Below are 15,661 nucleotides of genomic sequence, written 5' to 3' on the forward strand. Positions count from 1 at the left end.
CCCTGGAGGCGCATCCATGTCACACCGTCCGTTGCCCGGTCGCCGCAGCGTGCTGCGCGGCTCCCTCGCCGCGTCGGCGGCCCTGACCCTGCCCGCGGCCCTCGGCGCCGCGCCGGCGTTCGCGCGTTCCGGGCGGCCGGGTGCGGGCTGGGGCGTGCAGACGGGAGACGTGACCTCCCACTCGGGTCTGGTGTGGGTGCGGTCCGACCGGCCGGCCCGGATGATCGTCGAGACGTCCGCGACCGAGTCGTTCCGCAACCCGCGCAGATGGCGCGGCCCGCTGCTCGGGGCGGACACGGACTTCACCGGCACGACCCGGCTGCGCGGCCTGCCGCCCGGCGAGCAGATCCACTACCGTGTGCTCCTCGCCGACCCGGACGATCCGCGCCGCACCGGCGAGCCGGTGCCCGGCACCTTCCGCACGGTGCCGGTCCGCCGGCGCGAGTCGGTGCGTTTCGTGTGGTCCGGCGACCTGGCGGGCCAGGGCTGGGGCATCAACCCGGACATCGGCGGCTACCGCATCTACGACGCGATGGGCGCCCTGGACCCGGACTTCTTCCTGTGCAGCGGCGACAACGTCTACGCCGACGGACCCATCGCCGCGACGGCCGAGCTGCCCGACGGACGTACCTGGCGGAACATCACCACCGAGGAGAAGTCCAAGGTCGCCGAGACCCTGGCCGAGTTCCGCGGCAACTTCCGCTACAACCTGCTCGACGAGAACCTGCGCCGCTTCAACGCGCGGGTGCCGTCGGTCGTCCAGTGGGACGACCACGAGGTCCGCAACAACTGGTACCCGGGTCAGACGATCGCGGAGACGGACGGCCGCTACACGGAGAAGAGCGTGGACGTGCTGGCCGCCCGCGCCCGGCGCGCGTTCGCCGAGTACTTCCCGATCTCCACCCTGCGCCCCGGCGCGCGGGAGGGCCGCGTGCACCGGGTGCTGCGCCAGGGGCCGCTGCTGGACGTGTTCGTGCTGGACATGCGGACGTACCGCAACGCCAACTCCGCCGGCGACCAGAGCGTCGACCCGCAGGGCATCCTGGGCCGCGAGCAGCTGGAGTGGCTCAAGCGGGAGCTGTCGCGCTCGCGCGCGGTGTGGAAGGTCATCGCCGCCGACATGCCGATCGGTCTGGTCGTGCCCGACGGCGGCGAGGGGCGGGCGAACATCGAGGCGATCGCGCAGGGCGACCCCGGCGCGCCCCTGGGGCGTGAACTGCAGATCGCCGAGCTGCTGCGCTTCGTCAAGCACCGGCGGATCACCGGCACGGTGTGGCTGACGGCCGACGTGCACCACACCTCCGCCCAGCACTACCAGCCCTCGCGTGCCGCCTTCACCGACTTCGAGCCGTTCTGGGAGTTCGTGTCCGGGCCGCTCAACGCGGGTGCTTTCCCGGCCAGCGCCCTGGACGGCACCTTCGGCCCCCAGCGGGTGTTCGTGAAGGCACCGACCGCCTCCAACGTCTCGCCCGCGGACGGCTACCAGTTCTTCGGCGAGGTGCAGATCGACGGTGACAGTGCCGAGATGACGGTGCGTCTGCGCGAGCAGGACGGCACGGTGCTGTTCACGAAGGTGCTCCAGCCGGGCCGGGTCGGCCAGTAGGTGCCGTAGCCGGCAAGTCCCGTAGCCTGTCGGTGGTGTCGCGCACCGGCGTCATCCCCCGGTGCGCGACCCGACCGGCCTCATGGGTGAATTGCGAAGAATATCCCCGGACGCCTTCTTTACCCATCCGTCACAGGGCGTTCGTGATCACGCAACACCGTTCCTTCACAGTGGCCGCATGAGTCGAGACATGTCCGATGTGACGGATGCCGTGGCCCGCCTCGTCGAGCACGGCCCCGGGGTGCCCGTGATGCTGCTGGCCTCGGTGGCGGCCCTGATGACCGTGGCGGGCTTCCGCAGTTGGTGGTCACGGCGCCACGGGCACGCACCGCCGACGGACGATACCGGCTCCCGGCCGCCGTCCGCGGTGGTGGCCGGGAGCCGGGGCGACGCCGAGCCCGGCGACGACGGGTCGACCCGTGCCGCGACCGGAGACGGCACCCCCGACACCGCACTGTGGCGGATGCGGACGACGGTGCGCGACGCGCCCGGGTCGCTGGCCGCGCTCTGCGCCGCGCTCGCCGAACGGCGGGTCGACATCCTGAGCCTGCAGACGCACCCGCTCGCCGAGGGCACGGTGGACGAGTTCCTGCTCCGCGCCCCCGGCGAACTCACGGCGTCCGGGCTGACGGATGTGGTGTCGGCGGCGGGCGGTGCCGACACGTGGACCGAGCGGGCGGACGCCCACGACCTGGTGGACGCCCCGACCCGGGTGCTCGCCCTGGCCGCCCGTACGGCCCAGGACACTGCGGAACTTCCCTTGGCCCTGCGGCAGTTGCTGGGCCGCTGCACCATCCGGTCGCTGCCCGCGACGGCCGTGGGACGTACGGTCGGGGACGTGCCGCCGGAGGGTTCGCTGGAGGACACCGTGCTGCGGCTGCGCGCCCCGGAGGGCGGGGTGATCAGTGTTGAGCGGCCGTATCTGCCGTTCACCCCGGCCGAGTTCGCCCGGGCGCGGGCCCTGGTCGAGCTGGACGCCCGGCTCGGTCCGCGCGTCCCGCGCGGCCGTGACGTGCTGACGCTGCCCGAGGGGAGCGACATCACCGTCCGCCGGGCCGACACGCGTGACGTCGCGGCGGCGAAGGCGATGCACGAACGGTGCTCCGCGCGGACGCTCGGCATGCGGTACCACGGCCCGGTCGGGGACGCCGACCGGTATCTCGACCATCTGCTCAGCCCGCGTTTCGGGCGCACCCTCGCCGTGCAGACGGCGTCGGGCCGGATCGTCGGGCTCGGTCACCTGCTGTGGGACGGGGACGAGACGGAGGTCGCGCTGCTGGTGGAGGACGCGTGGCAGCACCGGGGCATCGGTGGCGAACTCCTCGGCCGGCTCGTGGCCATGGCCGCCGAGACGGACTGCGCGAGCGTGTACGCGGTGACGCAGGCGTCGAACACCGGCATGGTCGCCGCGATGCGCGGCCTGGGCCTCCCCCTCGACTACCAGATCGAGGAGGGGACCCTGGTCATCACGGCGCGCCTGGACCCGGCGGCCCGGGCCGCGGCGCGGCTGCCGCGCGGGGAGCGGATCGGCAAGGACTGAGCCGCCCCCGGGGGCAGGCGTCAGTCGGCCCGCGCGAGCGCCTCCCGCAGCGGGATCGCCTCGGCGGCCCGCTCCCCCAGCGCCTGGTCCAGGTCGGCCCACAGGTCGTCGACGTCCTCCAGGCCGACCGACAGCCGCAGCAGCCGGTCGCCGACCCCGGCGTCCCGGCGGTCGTCGGCGTCCACGATGCGGTGGCTGATGGACGCCGGGTGCTGGATGAGCGTGTCGACGCTGCCGAGGCTGACGGCGGGGGTGATCAGGCGGACGCGGCCGATGACCTCGTGCGGGTCGCCGTGGACCTCGAAGGAGACCATCGCGCCGCCGATGCGCGGATAGTGCACGCGGGCCACTCGCGGGTCGGCGGCGAGCCGCTCGACGAGCGCGGCGGCGTTCGCGGAAGCGGCCCGTACCCGTACGGGCAGGGTGGACAGCCCGCGCAGCAGCAGGTAGCCGGCCAGCGGGTGCAGCACGCCGCCGGTGGCGAAGCGGACCTGCCGCAGCCGCCCCGCGAACTCCTCGTCGCAGGCCACCACGCCGGCCAGCACGTCCCCGTGCCCGCCGAGGTACTTGGTGGCGCTGTGCAGCACCAGCCGCGCGCCGTCATCGGCGGGCCGCTGGAGCACGGGGGTGGCGAAGGTGTTGTCCACGAGCAGCGGCACCGACCCGCAGGCGTGGGCGACGGCCTTCAGGTCGACCTCGGCCAGCGTGGGGTTGGCCGGCGACTCCACGAGCACCAGGCCGGTGTCCGGGCGCAGCGCGTCGGCGATGCCGGCCGGGTCGGTCCAGGTGACCTCGGACCCGAGCAGCCCGGCGGTCAGCAGGTGGTCGCTGCAGCCGTACAGGGGCCGTACGGCGACCACGTGGCGCAGTCCCATCGAGGCGCGGACCAGCAGGACGGCGCTCAGGGCGGCCATGCCGCTGGCGAAGGCGACGGCGGCCTCGGTGCCCTCCAGCCGGGCCAGGGCCGTCTCGAAGCGGGCGACGGTCGGGTTGCCGAGGCGTCCGTAGACCGGCGGGCCGTCCGGGTCGGCGCCGGTGGTGGCGAACGCGTCGATGCGGGCGGCCTCGCCGCGGCTGTCGTACGACGGGTAGGTCGTCGACAGGTCGATGGGCGGGGCGTGCAGTCCCTGGGCCGCGAGATCGTCGCGGCCGGCGTGCACGGCCTCGGTGGCCAGTGCCCTGCCCGTGGGTGCGGTGGAGCGTACGTCGTCGGGTGGTGACGTGTGCGTGCGCGCGGAATCCATGGACCGAAGGGTGAACACCGACCGGGCCATCGGGACCGGAACCCGTGCTACGTTCGGCCGATGGCGGAATCTGTCGTACTCGATCCGGTCGATCTCCATCTGCTGCGGCTGCTGCAGAACGACGCCCGGACCACCTACCGCGATCTCGCCGCCCAGGTCGGGGTCGCCCCGTCGACCTGCCTGGACCGGGTGGCCCGGCTGCGGCGGGCCGGGGTGATCCTGGGGCACCGGCTGGAACTGGACCCCGCCCGGCTGGGGCGCGGCCTCCAGGCGCTGCTGTCGGTGCAGGTGCGCCCGCACCGGCGGGAGCTGGTCGGGCCGTTCGTGGACCGCATTCGGGCGCTCCCGGAGTCGCGCACCGTCTTCCACCTCACCGGCCCGGACGACTACCTGGTCCACGTCGCGGTCGCGGACATGGCGGACCTGCAGCGGCTGGTCCTGGACGGGTTCACCTCCCGGCGCGAGGTCGCGCGCGTCGAGACGCGGCTGATCTTCCAGCAGTGGGAGTGCGGCCCGCTGCTGCCGCCCTCCGCGCCCGACGGCACGCCCTGAGCGAAATCCGGCCGCCCGCGGCGGCGGCCCCGGGAAAGCGGGCTGACGCGGCACCGGGATCCGTACGAGGATGTCCGCATGTCAGAGACCAAGAGCCCGCTGCCCCGCGAGGTCGCCGACGCCTACGTCGACGAGCTCATCGCCCTCGACCCGGTCACCGGTACGTTCCTCGGCGTCCAGGAGAGTTCCAGTCGCCTGCCCGACCTCTCACCCGCGGGTCAGGAGGCCCTCGCGGAGCTGGCGCGGGCCACGCTGGCCCGGCTGGACGAGGCGGAGCGCCGGCCCGGCGGGGACAGTGACGTCGAGCGGCGCTGCGCCCGGCTGTTGCGCGAGCGCCTGAGGGCCGAACTCGCCGTGCACGAGGCGGAGGAGGGCCTGCGTTCGGTCGGCAACCTGGGCACCGTCGCCCATTCGGTGCGCGAGGTCTTCACGGTGACGCCGACGGCGAGCGACGAGGACTGGGCGCGGATCGCCGAGCGGCTGCGCGCGGTGCCGGCGGCGCTCGGCGGCTACCGCGAGTCCCTGGCCCTGGGTCTGGAGCGCAAGCTGTACGCGTCGCCGCGCCCGACCGCCGCCTTCGTCGACCAGCTCGGCGAGTGGGCGGACACGGGCGAGGGCCGGGGCTGGTTCGAGGACTTCGCGTCCGCCGGTCCCGACGCGCTGCGGGCGGAGCTGGACGAGGCGGCCCGGGGCGCCACCGCGGCCGTGGTGGAGCTGCGCGACTGGATGCGCGACGTGTACGCGCCGACGATCGAGGGTGCCCCGGACACGGTGGGCCGCGAGCGCTACGCCCGCTGGTCGCGCTACTACAACGGCACGGACCTGGACCTCGACGAGGCGTACGCGTACGGCTGGGCCGAGTACCACCGTCTGCTCGCCGAGATGAAGCAGGAGGCCGAGAAGATCCTGCCCGGCGCCGAGACCCCGTGGGTGGCGCTGGCGCACCTGGACGAGCACGGCAAGCACATCGAGGGCGTCGACGAGGTCTGCGACTGGCTGCAGGGCCTGATGGACCAGGCGATCGAGGCGCTGGACGGCACCCACTTCGAACTCGCCGAGCGGGTGCGGAAGGTGGAGTCGCGGATCGCCCCGCCCGGCAGCGCGGCGGCCCCGTACTACACGCAGCCGTCGGAGGACTTCTCCCGCCCCGGCCGCACCTGGCTGCCGACGATGGGCCTGACCCGCTTCCCGGTCTACGACCTGGTCTCCACCTGGTACCACGAGGGCGTCCCCGGCCACCACCTCCAGCTCGCCCAGTGGACGCACGTCGCCGAGGACCTGTCCCGCTACCAGGCCTCGGTCGGCATGGTCAGCGCCAACGCCGAGGGCTGGGCGTTGTACGCGGAGCGGCTCATGGACGAGCTGGGCTTCCTCACGGACGCCGAGCAGCGGCTCGGCTACCTGGACGCGCAGATGATGCGGGCCGCGCGGGTCATCGTGGACATCGGCATGCACCTGGAGCTGGAGATCCCGGCGGACTCGCCGTTCCACCCGGGCGAGCGCTGGACGCCGGAGCTGGCGCAGGAGTTCTTCGGCGCGCACAGCAGCCGCCCGGCGGACTTCGTGGAGAGCGAGCTGACCCGGTACCTGACGATCCCGGGCCAGGCGATCGGCTACAAGCTCGGGGAGCGGGCGTGGCTGCTGGGCCGGGAGAAGGCCCGCGAGCGGCACGGTGACGCCTTCGACGCGAAGGCCTGGCACATGGCGGCGCTCTCCCAGGGTTCGCTGGGCCTGGACGACCTGGTGGACGAGCTGTCCCGGCTCTGAGCCGGGCCGCTCAGCGCCGGAATCCGCCCTCCGAGTCGACGACCTGACCGGTGACCCACTCCGCCTCGTCCGTGGCGAGCCACGCGACGAGGCGGGCCGGGTCGTCGGGCATCCCCCACCGCCCGGCGGGGAAGAGCGCGGCGATGGCGTCGTAGTCCTCGCCGGTCATGTAGTCGGTGTCCACGGGCCCGGGGTTGACCGCGTTGACGGTGACCGCGTGTTCGGCGAGGGCCGTGGACAGGGAGCGGGTGATCGAGGCGAGGGCGCCCTTCTGCAGCGCGTAGGCGATCTCGCCGGGCATGCCGCCCGCGATGTCCTGGCCGGAGGTCATCATCACGACGCGTCCGCCGGGCGTGCGGGGCGGCAGCGCGGCGCGGTGCCGGGCGTAGGCCTGGACGAGGAGCAGCACCGAGCGGGCGTCGACCTGCCAGTGGGCGTCGAGCATCGCGGCGTCGATCGTGTCGAGGGTGCCGTCGGAGCCGCTGAGGGCGTGGTTGGCGACCAGGACGTCCAGCCGCCCGCCGAGCGCTTCGGCGGCCGTGGCGAGGAGTTCGCCCGGTGCGGCGGGGTCGGTGAGGTCGCCGGGGCCGGCCACCACGGTGGCGTCCGGGTCGCCGAGCGCGGCGCGCACGGATGCGGCGACGTCCTCGGGGCGGTCGGCGCCCCAGGGCATGGCGGCGTCGTGCGGGACGTGGTGGTGCAGGTAGACACTGGCCCCGTAGGCGGCGAGCCGCCGGGCCACGGCGTGGCCGATGCCGCCGCGCCGGCTGGCGCCGGTGACGAGGGCGGTGCGGCCGCGCAGGGGCAGCGGGTCGCGGCGCAGTTCTTCGGGGGTGGGGTGCGGAAGTCGTGGCATGGGCACCCATGATGGGCAGCGTGCCGCCGGCGCACAATCCAATATCACCGCGGCGGTACGCGGCGTGGCGGGCGGCTACCCGTCCGAGAGCCGCCGCAGTCGCACGACGTTCAGCCAGGGCTCCCGGCCGGGGCGCACCTCGGCGGCCCGCACCGCGTAGCGGCCGGGGTCGAGGGCGACCCGCACGTGGTCGGCGCGGTCGCAGGCGGTGCCGGGCCGGGCCGCGTCGAAGAGGAGCACGGGCCAGGACACTTCGGGCTCCCAGCCGGCCGTGTCGAGAGCCTCGGGGACACCGGCGGTGTCGCCGCCGTCGGCGCCGGTCCACAACGGCCGGACCGCCTCCGGGAGGCGAAATCCGCACGCCCGTCAGCAGCCGCAGTCGGCCGCGGCCACGGGGGCGGTCAGGGGGTCGGCGGCGCGGCGCGCGGCGCCCTCCCGCGTCTTGTGGGCGAAGCCCTCGCGCACCCAGTACTCGAAGCCGCCGAGCATCTCCTTGACCCGGTAGCCGAGTTCGGCGAGGGCGAGGGCGGCGCGGGTCGCGCCGTTGCAGCCGGGGCCCCAGCAGTACGTCACGACCGGCACGTCGCGGTCGAGGAGCAGGCCGGCCTGTTCGGTGACGAGCGCCGTGGGCAGGTGGACGGCGCCGGGGATGTGGCCCTGGTCCCAGGACTCGGTGGAGCGGATGTCCACGAGGACGAATCCCGGGTCGCCGCCGGCCGCGAGCGCGGCGGCGACGTCCGAGACGTCGGTGTGGAAGGCGAGGCTCGCGCGGAAGTACGCGGCGGCTTCGGCGGGGGGCGCGGGGGCGACGCGCAGGACGGGGTTCGTGGTGGTGGCGGTCATGGTCTTCCGGCCTTTCCTCGGTGGATCTCCTGGCCGCAAACCTATGGTCGGCGAGCAGGTCACCAGAAGAGAGATTCCCCGGCCCACTCTTGTCTCCGCCGGGGATTCACTGGTACTTCTCCCGGATGACCACGCATACCCCGGACGCCACCGACTGGCTCATCCTCGACGCCCTCCAGCGCAACGGGCGGGCGGGCTACGCGGAGTTGGCGCGTGCCGTCTCGATGTCCGCCAGCGCGGTGACCGAGCGGGTGCGCCGGATGGAGGAGGCGGGGATCATCCAGGGGTACGCGGCGGTCGTCGATCCGGAGCGGCTGGGGCTGCCGATCCTGGCCTTCGTGCGGCTGCGCTACCCGGTCGCCAACTACAAGCCGTTCCACGACCTGGTGGCGGTCACTCCCGAGATCCTGGAGGCGCACCATGTGACGGGGGACGACTGCTTCGTCATCAAGGTCGCGGCCCGTTCGATGCGGCACCTGGAGGAGGTGTCCGGCCGGATCAGCGCGCTGGGGTCGGTCACCACGAGCGTCGTCTACTCCTCGCCGCTCCCCCGCCGGCCGCTGGGCCGCTGAGTACGGCCCGGGTGTCCAGACTCCTCAGCCGGTGCCCCGCTGCCGCAGCACCGACCCCGACCGTCCCTTCACGACCTCCAGCTGGGCGTGGATGCGCCGACGGAGGTCGGCTACGTGGCTGACGATTCCGACGCTGCGGTCCCGCTCGCGCAGCGCGTCGAGGACGTCGAGGACCTCGTCGAGGGTCTGGTCGTCGAGGCTGCCGAAGCCCTCGTCGATGAAGAGGGTGTCCAGGCGCACCCCGCCGGCCTCGTCCGTGACGACGTCGGCGAGGCCGAGCGCGAGGGCGAGGGAGGCGAAGAACGTCTCGCCGCCGGAGAGCGTGGCCGTGTCGCGCTCGCGGCCGGTCCAGGCGTCGACGACGTGCAGCCCGAGGCCGCTGCGTGCGCGCCCGGTCCGGTCGTCGGAGTGGACGAGGGTGTAGCGGCCGGAGGACATGCGCCGCAGACGGGCGGTGGCGGCGGCGGCGACCTGTTCGAGGCGGGCCGCCAGCACGTACGACTCCAGGCGCATCCGGCGTTCGTTCTCCGCCGAGGTGCCCGCGGTCAGGGTGGCGAGGCGGGCGACGCGGTCGTGTTCCTGCCGCAGCGGGGCGAGGCGGTGCACGGAGGTGGTGGCACGGTCGGAGAGCCGGTCCAGTTCGGCGCAGCGCCGGGCGGCGGCGTCGCGGGCCGAGGCGGCGTCGCGCAGGCGGCGGCCGGCGTCGGCGGCGGCGCGTTCGGCCGCGGCCGGGTCGGCGGGCGGGCGCTGGGCCGCGGCGGCGGTGTCGGCCTCGGTGAGGACGGCGCGGACGGCGGCCTCCTCCGCGTCCCAGGCGTCGAACCGGCGCTGCAGTTCGCGGTGGGCGTCGTCGTCGAGCAGCGCGGCGGCGGCTTCGCGCGGGGTGTCGAAGCCCGCGCGGAAGGCGGCGTCGGCCAGCCGGGCGTCGGCGTCCTTGAGCCGCTGCGCCGTGTCCTCGGCGGCCCGGGAGGTGTCGGCGGCCTCGGTGAGCAGCTCGGCCCGCCGTTCGAGCTGCGCGGCCCGGGCCGCCACGCTGCCGGCGGTGCCGCGGGCCCGCACCAACTCCTCCTCCAGTGCCGCCCGTTCCGTCTCCAGCCGTTCCCGGTTGGCGACCCGGGAGGCGGTCCGTACGGCCGCCTGCTGCTGGGCCGCGATCCGCCGCTCGCGCTCCTGCTCCGCCCGGCGCAGCTCCTCCTGCGCGGCGTGCAGTCCGGAGGCGACCGCCCGCGCGCCCGAGTACAGCCGCTCCAGTTCCTCGGCCTCCTCGGCCAGCCGTGCGGTGGTGGCGTCCCCGGCCTCCGCCGTGGCGGCGGCCAGTGCCTCCCGTACGGTGCCCAGGCGCTGTTCGGCCTCCGCGCGGCGCTCCTCGGCCTTCTGGTGGACGGCGAGCGCGCGCTCCTCGGCCTCGCGGTCGACGTGCCCGGCGTCCTTCCGGGCAGGGGCGGGGTGTTCGGTGGCTCCGCACACCGCGCACGGCGCGCCGTCGGTGAGGTCGGCGGCGAGTTCGGCGGCGATGCCGGCCAGCCGCTGTTCCTTGAGGTCGAGCCAGTGGGCACGGGCTTCGACGGCACGCTCGGCCGACACCAGCGCCTGCCGCCCCGCCTCTTCCGTGTCCAGGGCGAACCGGTCCCGCTGCCGGGCGGCCTTCAGCCGGCGCTGGGCCGGGTCGCGCTGTACGGCGAGCTGTTCGGCGCGGGTCGCGGCCTCCTGGGCGTCCTTGACGCGTGTCTGGAGCCGGTCGCGGGCCGGCTCCCAGCCGGCCAGCCAGGCCTCCGCCTCCCGCAGGGCTTCGTCGTCGGCGCGTTCCTGGCGGTCCAGTCCGGCCCGCTCCTCGGTCAGCCCGGCCAGGCGCTGTTCGGCCCGCCGGGCGGAGTCGAGGCCGCCCAGCTCCTGGGCGGCCCGGCGCGCGGCGGCGGCGAGCCCGGCGGCACCGGCGTCCACGAGGTCGTCGGGGAGCAGGGCACGCGCGCGGGCCTCCGCGTCCGCCGCCCGCCGGTGTTCGGCGTCGGCGGCGTCCCGCAGCTCCAGGGCCGGGGCCACCGCTTCGGCCTTCCGGCTCCGCCGCATGCGCTCCTGCGCCGCGCGGTGGGCGTCGGCCCGCTCGGCCAGCCGCCCCGCCCGCTCCCTCGCCTCGGCGAACCGCCGCTGCAGCCGGTCCAGTTCCCGTACGTCGCCCAGGTTCCGCTCTGCGGCGGCCTGGGCGGACTCGGCGGCGGCGAGCCGGCTGTCGGCGACGGCCAGCAGTTCCCTGGCGGTGGAGCGGGCGACGGCGGCGGCGCCCAGTACTGCCTCGGCCAGGCCGGGCTCGCCCGGGGCCAGCTCCGGCAGTTCCATGGCGGCGCCGGCGGCCTGCTGCATCCGGTGGGCGTCGGCCAGCAGTGCGGCGTCGCCCTCGCGCACCCGCGCCTCGGTCGCGCGGCGCCGCTCGGCGAGGCGCTTCTCGACCTCGGCGAAGCGCCGGGTGTCGAAGAGCCGGCCGAGCAGCTTGCCGCGGGCCTCCGCGTCGGCGCGCAGGAAGCGCGCGAAGTCGCCCTGCGGCAACAGCACGACCTGGCAGAACTGCTCGCGGCTCATGCCGAGCAGCTGGGTGATCTCCTCGCCGATCTCCTGGTGGGAGCGGCTGAGGTCCTTCCAGCTCCCGGTGCCCGCGTCGTACTCCCGCAGCCAGGTCTGGGCCTTGTCGACGGTGGTGCCCTTGCCGCGCAGCTTGGGCCGCTCCCAGGGCGGCTGCCGGGTGACCTCCAGCCGCCGTCCGGCGACGGTGAGTTCAAGGCGCACCTCGGTGCGGGTACCGACGGCCGCGTGGTCGCTGCGCAGGGTCATGCCCTGGCCGCTCTGCCGGGCGCCGGGCACCGAGCCGTACAGCGCGTAGCAGACGGCGTCGAGGACGGAGGTCTTGCCCGCGCCGGTCGGCCCGTGGAGCAGGAAGAGTCCGGCGGCCGACAGGTCGTCGAAGTCGACGCTCTGCGATCCGCCGAAGGGCCCGAAGGCGGTGAGGTCCAGCCGGTGCAGTCTCACCGGGCCACCTCCCGCAGGGTGTCGTCGGCGCGCACCGCGTCGAAGGTATCCCGCAGCACGGTCTGTTCGTGGTCGTCGGGTCCGGCGCCGCGCACGTGACTCACGAAGTCCTCGGCGATCTGCTGGTCGCTGCGGCCGGCGAGGCGCCGCGCGTAGGACACCGCCGGGTCGTCCGGGGCGCGCTCGGGATCGAAGACGAGGCTCAGGGTGTGCGGGAAGCGTTCGGTGAGCCGGGCCATGGGGTCGGCCGGGCGGACCGGGTCGGTGAGGGTCGCCTCGACCCACGCCTCCTCGTGCGCGGTCAGCTCCGGGTCGGCGAGCAGCTCCTCCAGGGTGCCGCGCAGGCGGGCCAGCGCGCGCGGCACCGGGCAGTCGACGCGTTCGGCGGTGACCGCGCCGCCGGCGTCCAGGTCGACGAGCCACATGCTCTTGCGGTGCGCGGCCTCGGAGAAGGAGTACGGCAGGGGGGAGCCGGAGTAGCGGACGCGCCCGGTGAGGGTCTGGCAGCCGTGGAGGTGGCCGAGCGCCACGTAGTCGACGCCGTCGAAGACGCCGGAGGGCACGGCGGCGACTCCGCCGACGGTGATGTCCCGCTCGCTGTCGCTCTGCTCGCCGCCGGTGACGAAGGCGTGCGCGAGGACGACCGAACGGGTGCCCCGCGCGCGCGTGGCGAGGTCGGCCCGGACCCGGTCCATCGCGGCGGCGAGCACGGCCTCGTGGCCGGCCTTCTCCACCCCGAACTCGGCCTTCACGAGGGCCGGTTCCAGGTACGGCAGCCCGTAGAACGCCACGTCGCCGTACGCGTCGTGCAGCACCACCGGGGACCCGCACCCCGCCGGGTCGGTGCGCAGGTGGATGCCGGCGCGGTCGATGAGCCCGGCACCGACTCCGAGGCGGCGGGCCGAGTCGTGGTTCCCGGAGATCATCACCGTGGGCACGCCGAGGCCGGCGAGGCGGTGCAGGGCGTCGTCGAACAGCTCGACCGCGGCGAGCGGCGGGACCGCCCGGTCGTACACGTCTCCCGACACGACCACGGCCTCGACGCCGTGCTCGCGCACGGTCTCGACGAGGTGGTCGACGAACCCGGCCTGGGCGCCGAGCATGTTCACCCGGTGGAACGCCCGGCCGAGGTGCCAGTCGGAAGTGTGCAGCAGTCGCATGATCCCCGAGACTAACGGCAGGGTCCGACAGTCCGGGTGGTTACTCCTGATTCGCCCTCGACCCCCCGCCCCACAATGCCCGTTAAGCCCTTATTGCCCACATCGTCTCAGGCGTCCCCGTACGCCTCTCCGCCCAGCTCGAACCCGGCCGATCCCGCGGTGGCGTCCGCGAGCCAGGCCCGGAAGGTGTCCACGTCGGCCTCCGGCAGACCGATCTCGATGGTGACCGCCTCGGCGTACCGGACGTCGCGCACCGCGCGTCCCGCCGTGCGCAGGTCGTTCTGGAGCTTGCCGGCGCGCTGGTGGTCGACGGTCACGGTGGCCAGGCGGAACCGGCGGCGGGTGAGGGTGCCCAGGTCGTCCAGGGCCTCGCCGACCGCGCCGCCGTAGGCGCGGATGAGTCCGCCCGCGCCGAGCTTGACCCCGCCGTAGTAGCGGGTGACGACGGCGACGACGTAGCGCATGTCGCGGCGGAGCAGCATCTGGAGCATGGGGACGCCGGCGGTGCCGCCGGGTTCGCCGTCGTCACTGGCCTTCTGGACGGCGGCGTCGGCTCCGACGACGTACGCCCAGCAGTTGTGGGAGGCGTCCGCGTGCTCCTTGCGCACGCCCGCGATGAAGTCCTGGGCCTCCTGCTCGGTGGCGGCCGGGGCGAGGGCGCACAGGAAGCGGGAGCGGTTGATCTCGGTCTCGTGCACACCCGCGCGGGCGACCGTGCGGTACTCGTCCTGCATCCGCCCAGCCTATGCGCTCGCCGGACCCCGCCCCTCGGCGCGGTCGTCCCGGCCGGGGACGGCGAGCGCCGCGGTCACTGCGGGGCCCCGATGTCCCGGGCGAGGTGGAGGCCGAGGAACCGGTCGGCGTAGGCGTAGGTCTCGAACCGGGCTCCGTCGGACAGGTCCGGGTCCGTCTCCACCTGGCGCAGTACCCGCAGCACCCCGGGCGCGTCCACGTCGTCCTCCCAGGCGGCCCGCAGCCGGTCGCGCACCTCGCCGGGCACCGGGCGCGACGGCTGCCGTGCCCAGGCGGCGACCGCGCGGCGCCGGCGGGCCAGGGTTTCGCGGGCGTCGTCCAGCGTGGTCGCGTCGACCTTCACGCGCGCGTGGTGGCTGCGTGCCAGCAGGGCGAGACGCAGGGCGTCGGGGTCGGAGAGGTCGGGTGCGGGCGGGTCCGCGGCGGCCACCGCGACCGTCGTGCCCTCGGGGGCGGCGCCGCCCTCGCGCACCACGTGCACGGTCTGGCCGGCGCCCGGGCCGAAGGCGCCGGCGTCCTCGAAGGGGCGGATGCCGAGGGCGGCCGCCGCCTCGCGCAGCCGGCCCCTGTCCTCCCCGTCGCTCAGCAGCGCCCACGCGGGCGTGCCGTCGAGTTCCAGGGCGCGGATCAGCAGGTCGGCGACGAGCAGCACACGCAGGCCGGCCGTCCCTGGGCCCGGCGCGTGGACCTGGACGCGGGTCGGGCCCCGGCGGGCGGGGGCGGCGGGGACGGGCTGTCCGGTTCGGGCGTCGATGATGCGCAGCACGGGGTGAGCGTAGGCGTGGTGGGGTCGCGCCGCACCGGGGCGCGCTCGCCGACCCTCCCCCGTCGCCCGGGAATCCCGGGCATGGCCCGTCCGTTGTCCCACCGGAAGGCCCGACACGCGAGTCGTCCAGGAGTCCAAGGAGGCCGCCGGTGTACGGCGACGAGGCAACCGTCCGCAAGATCCTCACCGAGCTCGGCGACACCTGGGCCGTGGTCGGCCTGTCGTCCAACCGGCAGCGCGCGGCGTACGGGGTCGCCGAGGTGCTCCAGCGCTTCGGCAAGCGCGTCGTACCCGTGCATCCCAAGGCGGAGACGGTGCACGGGGAGCAGGGTTACGCCTCCCTCGCGGACATCCCCTTCGAGGTGGACGTCGTGGACGTGTTCGTCAACGGCGAGCTGGCCGGCGCGGTCGCCGACGAGGCGGTCTCGAAGGGCGCCGCGGCCGTCTGGTTCCAGCTCGGTGTGATCGACGAGGCCGCGTACGAGCGGACCCGGGCCGCGGGTCTGGACATGGTGATGGACCGCTGCCCCGCGATCGAGATCCCGCGGCTCGGCTGAACCCGGCGCCGCGTTCACCTCGCCGGCCGCTCGCGCCCGGTCAGTCGTGCAGCGGCCGGTCGCGGAGTCGGTGGTCGGCCACGTTCAGCGCCTCGTCGACCAGGCGGCGCAGATGCCCGTCGCGCAGGGCGTACACGACCCGGCGGCCCTCCTTGCGGGTGCTCACGAGTCCCGCGAGCCGCAGCCGGGCCAGATGCTGACTGACCGCGGGCCGCGCCGCCCCGCACACCTCGGTGAGGGTGGTGACGTCGGCCTCCCCCTCCATCAGGGCGTGCAGCAGGGTGAGGCGGGTGCGGTCCCCGAGCAGGGCGAGGACCTCGGCGGCGAGCGCGAACTGCTCCTCGCCCGGTGTGCGCGGGTGCGCATCGTCCGCAGGTGACAGGTGCATGCGTGCGCTCATACGCACATAATGGCGTCGTGGACGCCCCGC

15 protein-coding genes are annotated in these 15,661 nt (G+C 74.9%); 6 read left to right on the top strand and 9 right to left on the bottom strand.

From position 1 onward, the window contains the following. The first annotated feature begins 16 nt into the window (after positions 1-16). Both KUM03_RS19460 and KUM03_RS19465 read left to right on the top strand, forming a co-directional pair. Positions 17-1,603, top strand: coding sequence for an alkaline phosphatase (locus KUM03_RS19460; protein WP_217250518.1), 1,587 nt, complete (start codon positions 17-19; stop codon positions 1,601-1,603). Between the two features lie 190 nt (positions 1,604-1,793). Beyond that, complete coding sequence (locus KUM03_RS19465; protein ID WP_217250519.1) at positions 1,794-3,143, top strand: GNAT family N-acetyltransferase; 1,350 nt, start codon at positions 1,794-1,796, stop codon at positions 3,141-3,143. Between the two features lie 20 nt (positions 3,144-3,163). Here the strand turns inward: KUM03_RS19465 and KUM03_RS19470 are convergent, their stop codons facing one another. Next, positions 3,164-4,387, bottom strand: a complete 1,224-nt coding sequence (locus KUM03_RS19470) for a PLP-dependent aspartate aminotransferase family protein (RefSeq protein WP_217250520.1) — start codon at positions 4,385-4,387, stop codon at positions 3,164-3,166. A gap of 60 nt (positions 4,388-4,447) precedes the next feature. Between KUM03_RS19470 and KUM03_RS19475 the strand changes: the two genes are divergently transcribed. Next, positions 4,448-4,939, top strand: coding sequence for an Lrp/AsnC family transcriptional regulator (locus KUM03_RS19475; RefSeq protein ID WP_217250521.1), 492 nt, complete (start codon positions 4,448-4,450; stop codon positions 4,937-4,939). Between the two features lie 78 nt (positions 4,940-5,017). Next, a complete protein-coding gene (locus tag KUM03_RS19480) occupies positions 5,018-6,706 on the top strand; it encodes a DUF885 domain-containing protein (RefSeq protein WP_217250522.1) in 1,689 nt (562 codons plus the stop codon). A 10-nt stretch (positions 6,707-6,716) separates the two neighbouring features. Here the strand turns inward: KUM03_RS19480 and KUM03_RS19485 are convergent, their stop codons facing one another. From KUM03_RS19485 to KUM03_RS19495, 3 genes are all read right to left on the bottom strand, one after another. Then, positions 6,717-7,562: an SDR family oxidoreductase gene (locus tag KUM03_RS19485; RefSeq protein WP_217250523.1), complete on the bottom strand. Its 846-nt coding sequence runs from the start codon at positions 7,560-7,562 to the stop codon at positions 6,717-6,719. A gap of 75 nt (positions 7,563-7,637) precedes the next feature. Further along, a complete protein-coding gene (locus tag KUM03_RS19490) occupies positions 7,638-7,889 on the bottom strand; it encodes an Imm21 family immunity protein (RefSeq protein WP_217250524.1) in 252 nt (83 codons plus the stop codon). A gap of 39 nt (positions 7,890-7,928) precedes the next feature. After that, entirely contained in the window at positions 7,929-8,405 is a 477-nt protein-coding gene (locus KUM03_RS19495; RefSeq protein ID WP_217250525.1) for a rhodanese-like domain-containing protein, read from the bottom strand. 125 nt (positions 8,406-8,530) lie between these two features. Between KUM03_RS19495 and KUM03_RS19500 the strand changes: the two genes are divergently transcribed. Next, the gene (locus tag KUM03_RS19500) at positions 8,531-8,977 is read left to right on the top strand and encodes an Lrp/AsnC family transcriptional regulator (protein WP_217250526.1); all 447 of its coding nucleotides are present in this window, start codon (positions 8,531-8,533) and stop codon (positions 8,975-8,977) included. A gap of 24 nt (positions 8,978-9,001) precedes the next feature. Here KUM03_RS19500 and KUM03_RS19505 read toward each other — a convergent pair whose 3' ends face one another. The 4 genes from KUM03_RS19505 to KUM03_RS19520 form a co-directional block, all read right to left on the bottom strand. Then, complete coding sequence (locus KUM03_RS19505; protein ID WP_217250527.1) at positions 9,002-11,995, bottom strand: AAA family ATPase; 2,994 nt, start codon at positions 11,993-11,995, stop codon at positions 9,002-9,004. Next, complete coding sequence (locus tag KUM03_RS19510) at positions 11,992-13,155, bottom strand: exonuclease SbcCD subunit D (RefSeq protein ID WP_217250528.1); 1,164 nt, start codon at positions 13,153-13,155, stop codon at positions 11,992-11,994. The genes KUM03_RS19505 and KUM03_RS19510 overlap by 4 nt, the downstream gene beginning before the upstream one ends. A 107-nt stretch (positions 13,156-13,262) precedes the next feature. Next, entirely contained in the window at positions 13,263-13,889 is a 627-nt protein-coding gene (locus KUM03_RS19515) for a YigZ family protein (RefSeq protein ID WP_217250529.1), read from the bottom strand. Positions 13,890-13,963: 74 nt separating this feature from the next. After that, positions 13,964-14,674 (bottom strand): hypothetical protein, encoded by a 711-nt coding sequence (locus tag KUM03_RS19520; protein ID WP_217250530.1) that lies wholly within the window; start codon positions 14,672-14,674, stop codon positions 13,964-13,966. Positions 14,675-14,823: 149 nt separating this feature from the next. Between KUM03_RS19520 and KUM03_RS19525 the strand changes: the two genes are divergently transcribed. After that, positions 14,824-15,231, top strand: coding sequence for a CoA-binding protein (locus KUM03_RS19525; RefSeq protein ID WP_217250531.1), 408 nt, complete (start codon positions 14,824-14,826; stop codon positions 15,229-15,231). A gap of 40 nt (positions 15,232-15,271) precedes the next feature. Here the strand turns inward: KUM03_RS19525 and KUM03_RS19530 are convergent, their stop codons facing one another. Beyond that, the gene (locus KUM03_RS19530; RefSeq protein ID WP_217250532.1) at positions 15,272-15,631 is read right to left on the bottom strand and encodes a metalloregulator ArsR/SmtB family transcription factor; all 360 of its coding nucleotides are present in this window, start codon (positions 15,629-15,631) and stop codon (positions 15,272-15,274) included. Positions 15,632-15,661 lie beyond the last annotated feature (30 nt).

Source organism: Streptomyces sp. AC602_WCS936 (assembly GCF_019049125.1).
Lineage (GTDB): Bacteria > Actinomycetota > Actinomycetes > Streptomycetales > Streptomycetaceae > Streptomyces.

Bases quoted from the DNA above. Each gene is read 5' to 3' on its own strand.
- KUM03_RS19460 (WP_217250518.1), top strand. From the start codon at position 17: ATGTCACACCGTCCGTTGCCCGGTCGCCGCAGCGTGCTGCGCGGCTCC.
- KUM03_RS19465 (WP_217250519.1), top strand. From the start codon at position 1,794: ATGTCCGATGTGACGGATGCCGTGGCCCGCCTCGTCGAGCACGGCCCC.
- KUM03_RS19470 (WP_217250520.1), bottom strand. From the start codon at position 4,387: ATGGATTCCGCGCGCACGCACACGTCACCACCCGACGACGTACGCTCC.
- KUM03_RS19475 (WP_217250521.1), top strand. From the start codon at position 4,448: ATGGCGGAATCTGTCGTACTCGATCCGGTCGATCTCCATCTGCTGCGG.
- KUM03_RS19480 (WP_217250522.1), top strand. From the start codon at position 5,018: ATGTCAGAGACCAAGAGCCCGCTGCCCCGCGAGGTCGCCGACGCCTAC.
- KUM03_RS19485 (WP_217250523.1), bottom strand. From the start codon at position 7,562: ATGCCACGACTTCCGCACCCCACCCCCGAAGAACTGCGCCGCGACCCG.
- KUM03_RS19495 (WP_217250525.1), bottom strand. From the start codon at position 8,405: ATGACCGCCACCACCACGAACCCCGTCCTGCGCGTCGCCCCCGCGCCC.
- KUM03_RS19500 (WP_217250526.1), top strand. From the start codon at position 8,531: ATGACCACGCATACCCCGGACGCCACCGACTGGCTCATCCTCGACGCC.
- KUM03_RS19510 (WP_217250528.1), bottom strand. From the start codon at position 13,155: ATGCGACTGCTGCACACTTCCGACTGGCACCTCGGCCGGGCGTTCCAC.
- KUM03_RS19515 (WP_217250529.1), bottom strand. From the start codon at position 13,889: ATGCAGGACGAGTACCGCACGGTCGCCCGCGCGGGTGTGCACGAGACC.
- KUM03_RS19530 (WP_217250532.1), bottom strand. From the start codon at position 15,631: ATGAGCGCACGCATGCACCTGTCACCTGCGGACGATGCGCACCCGCGC.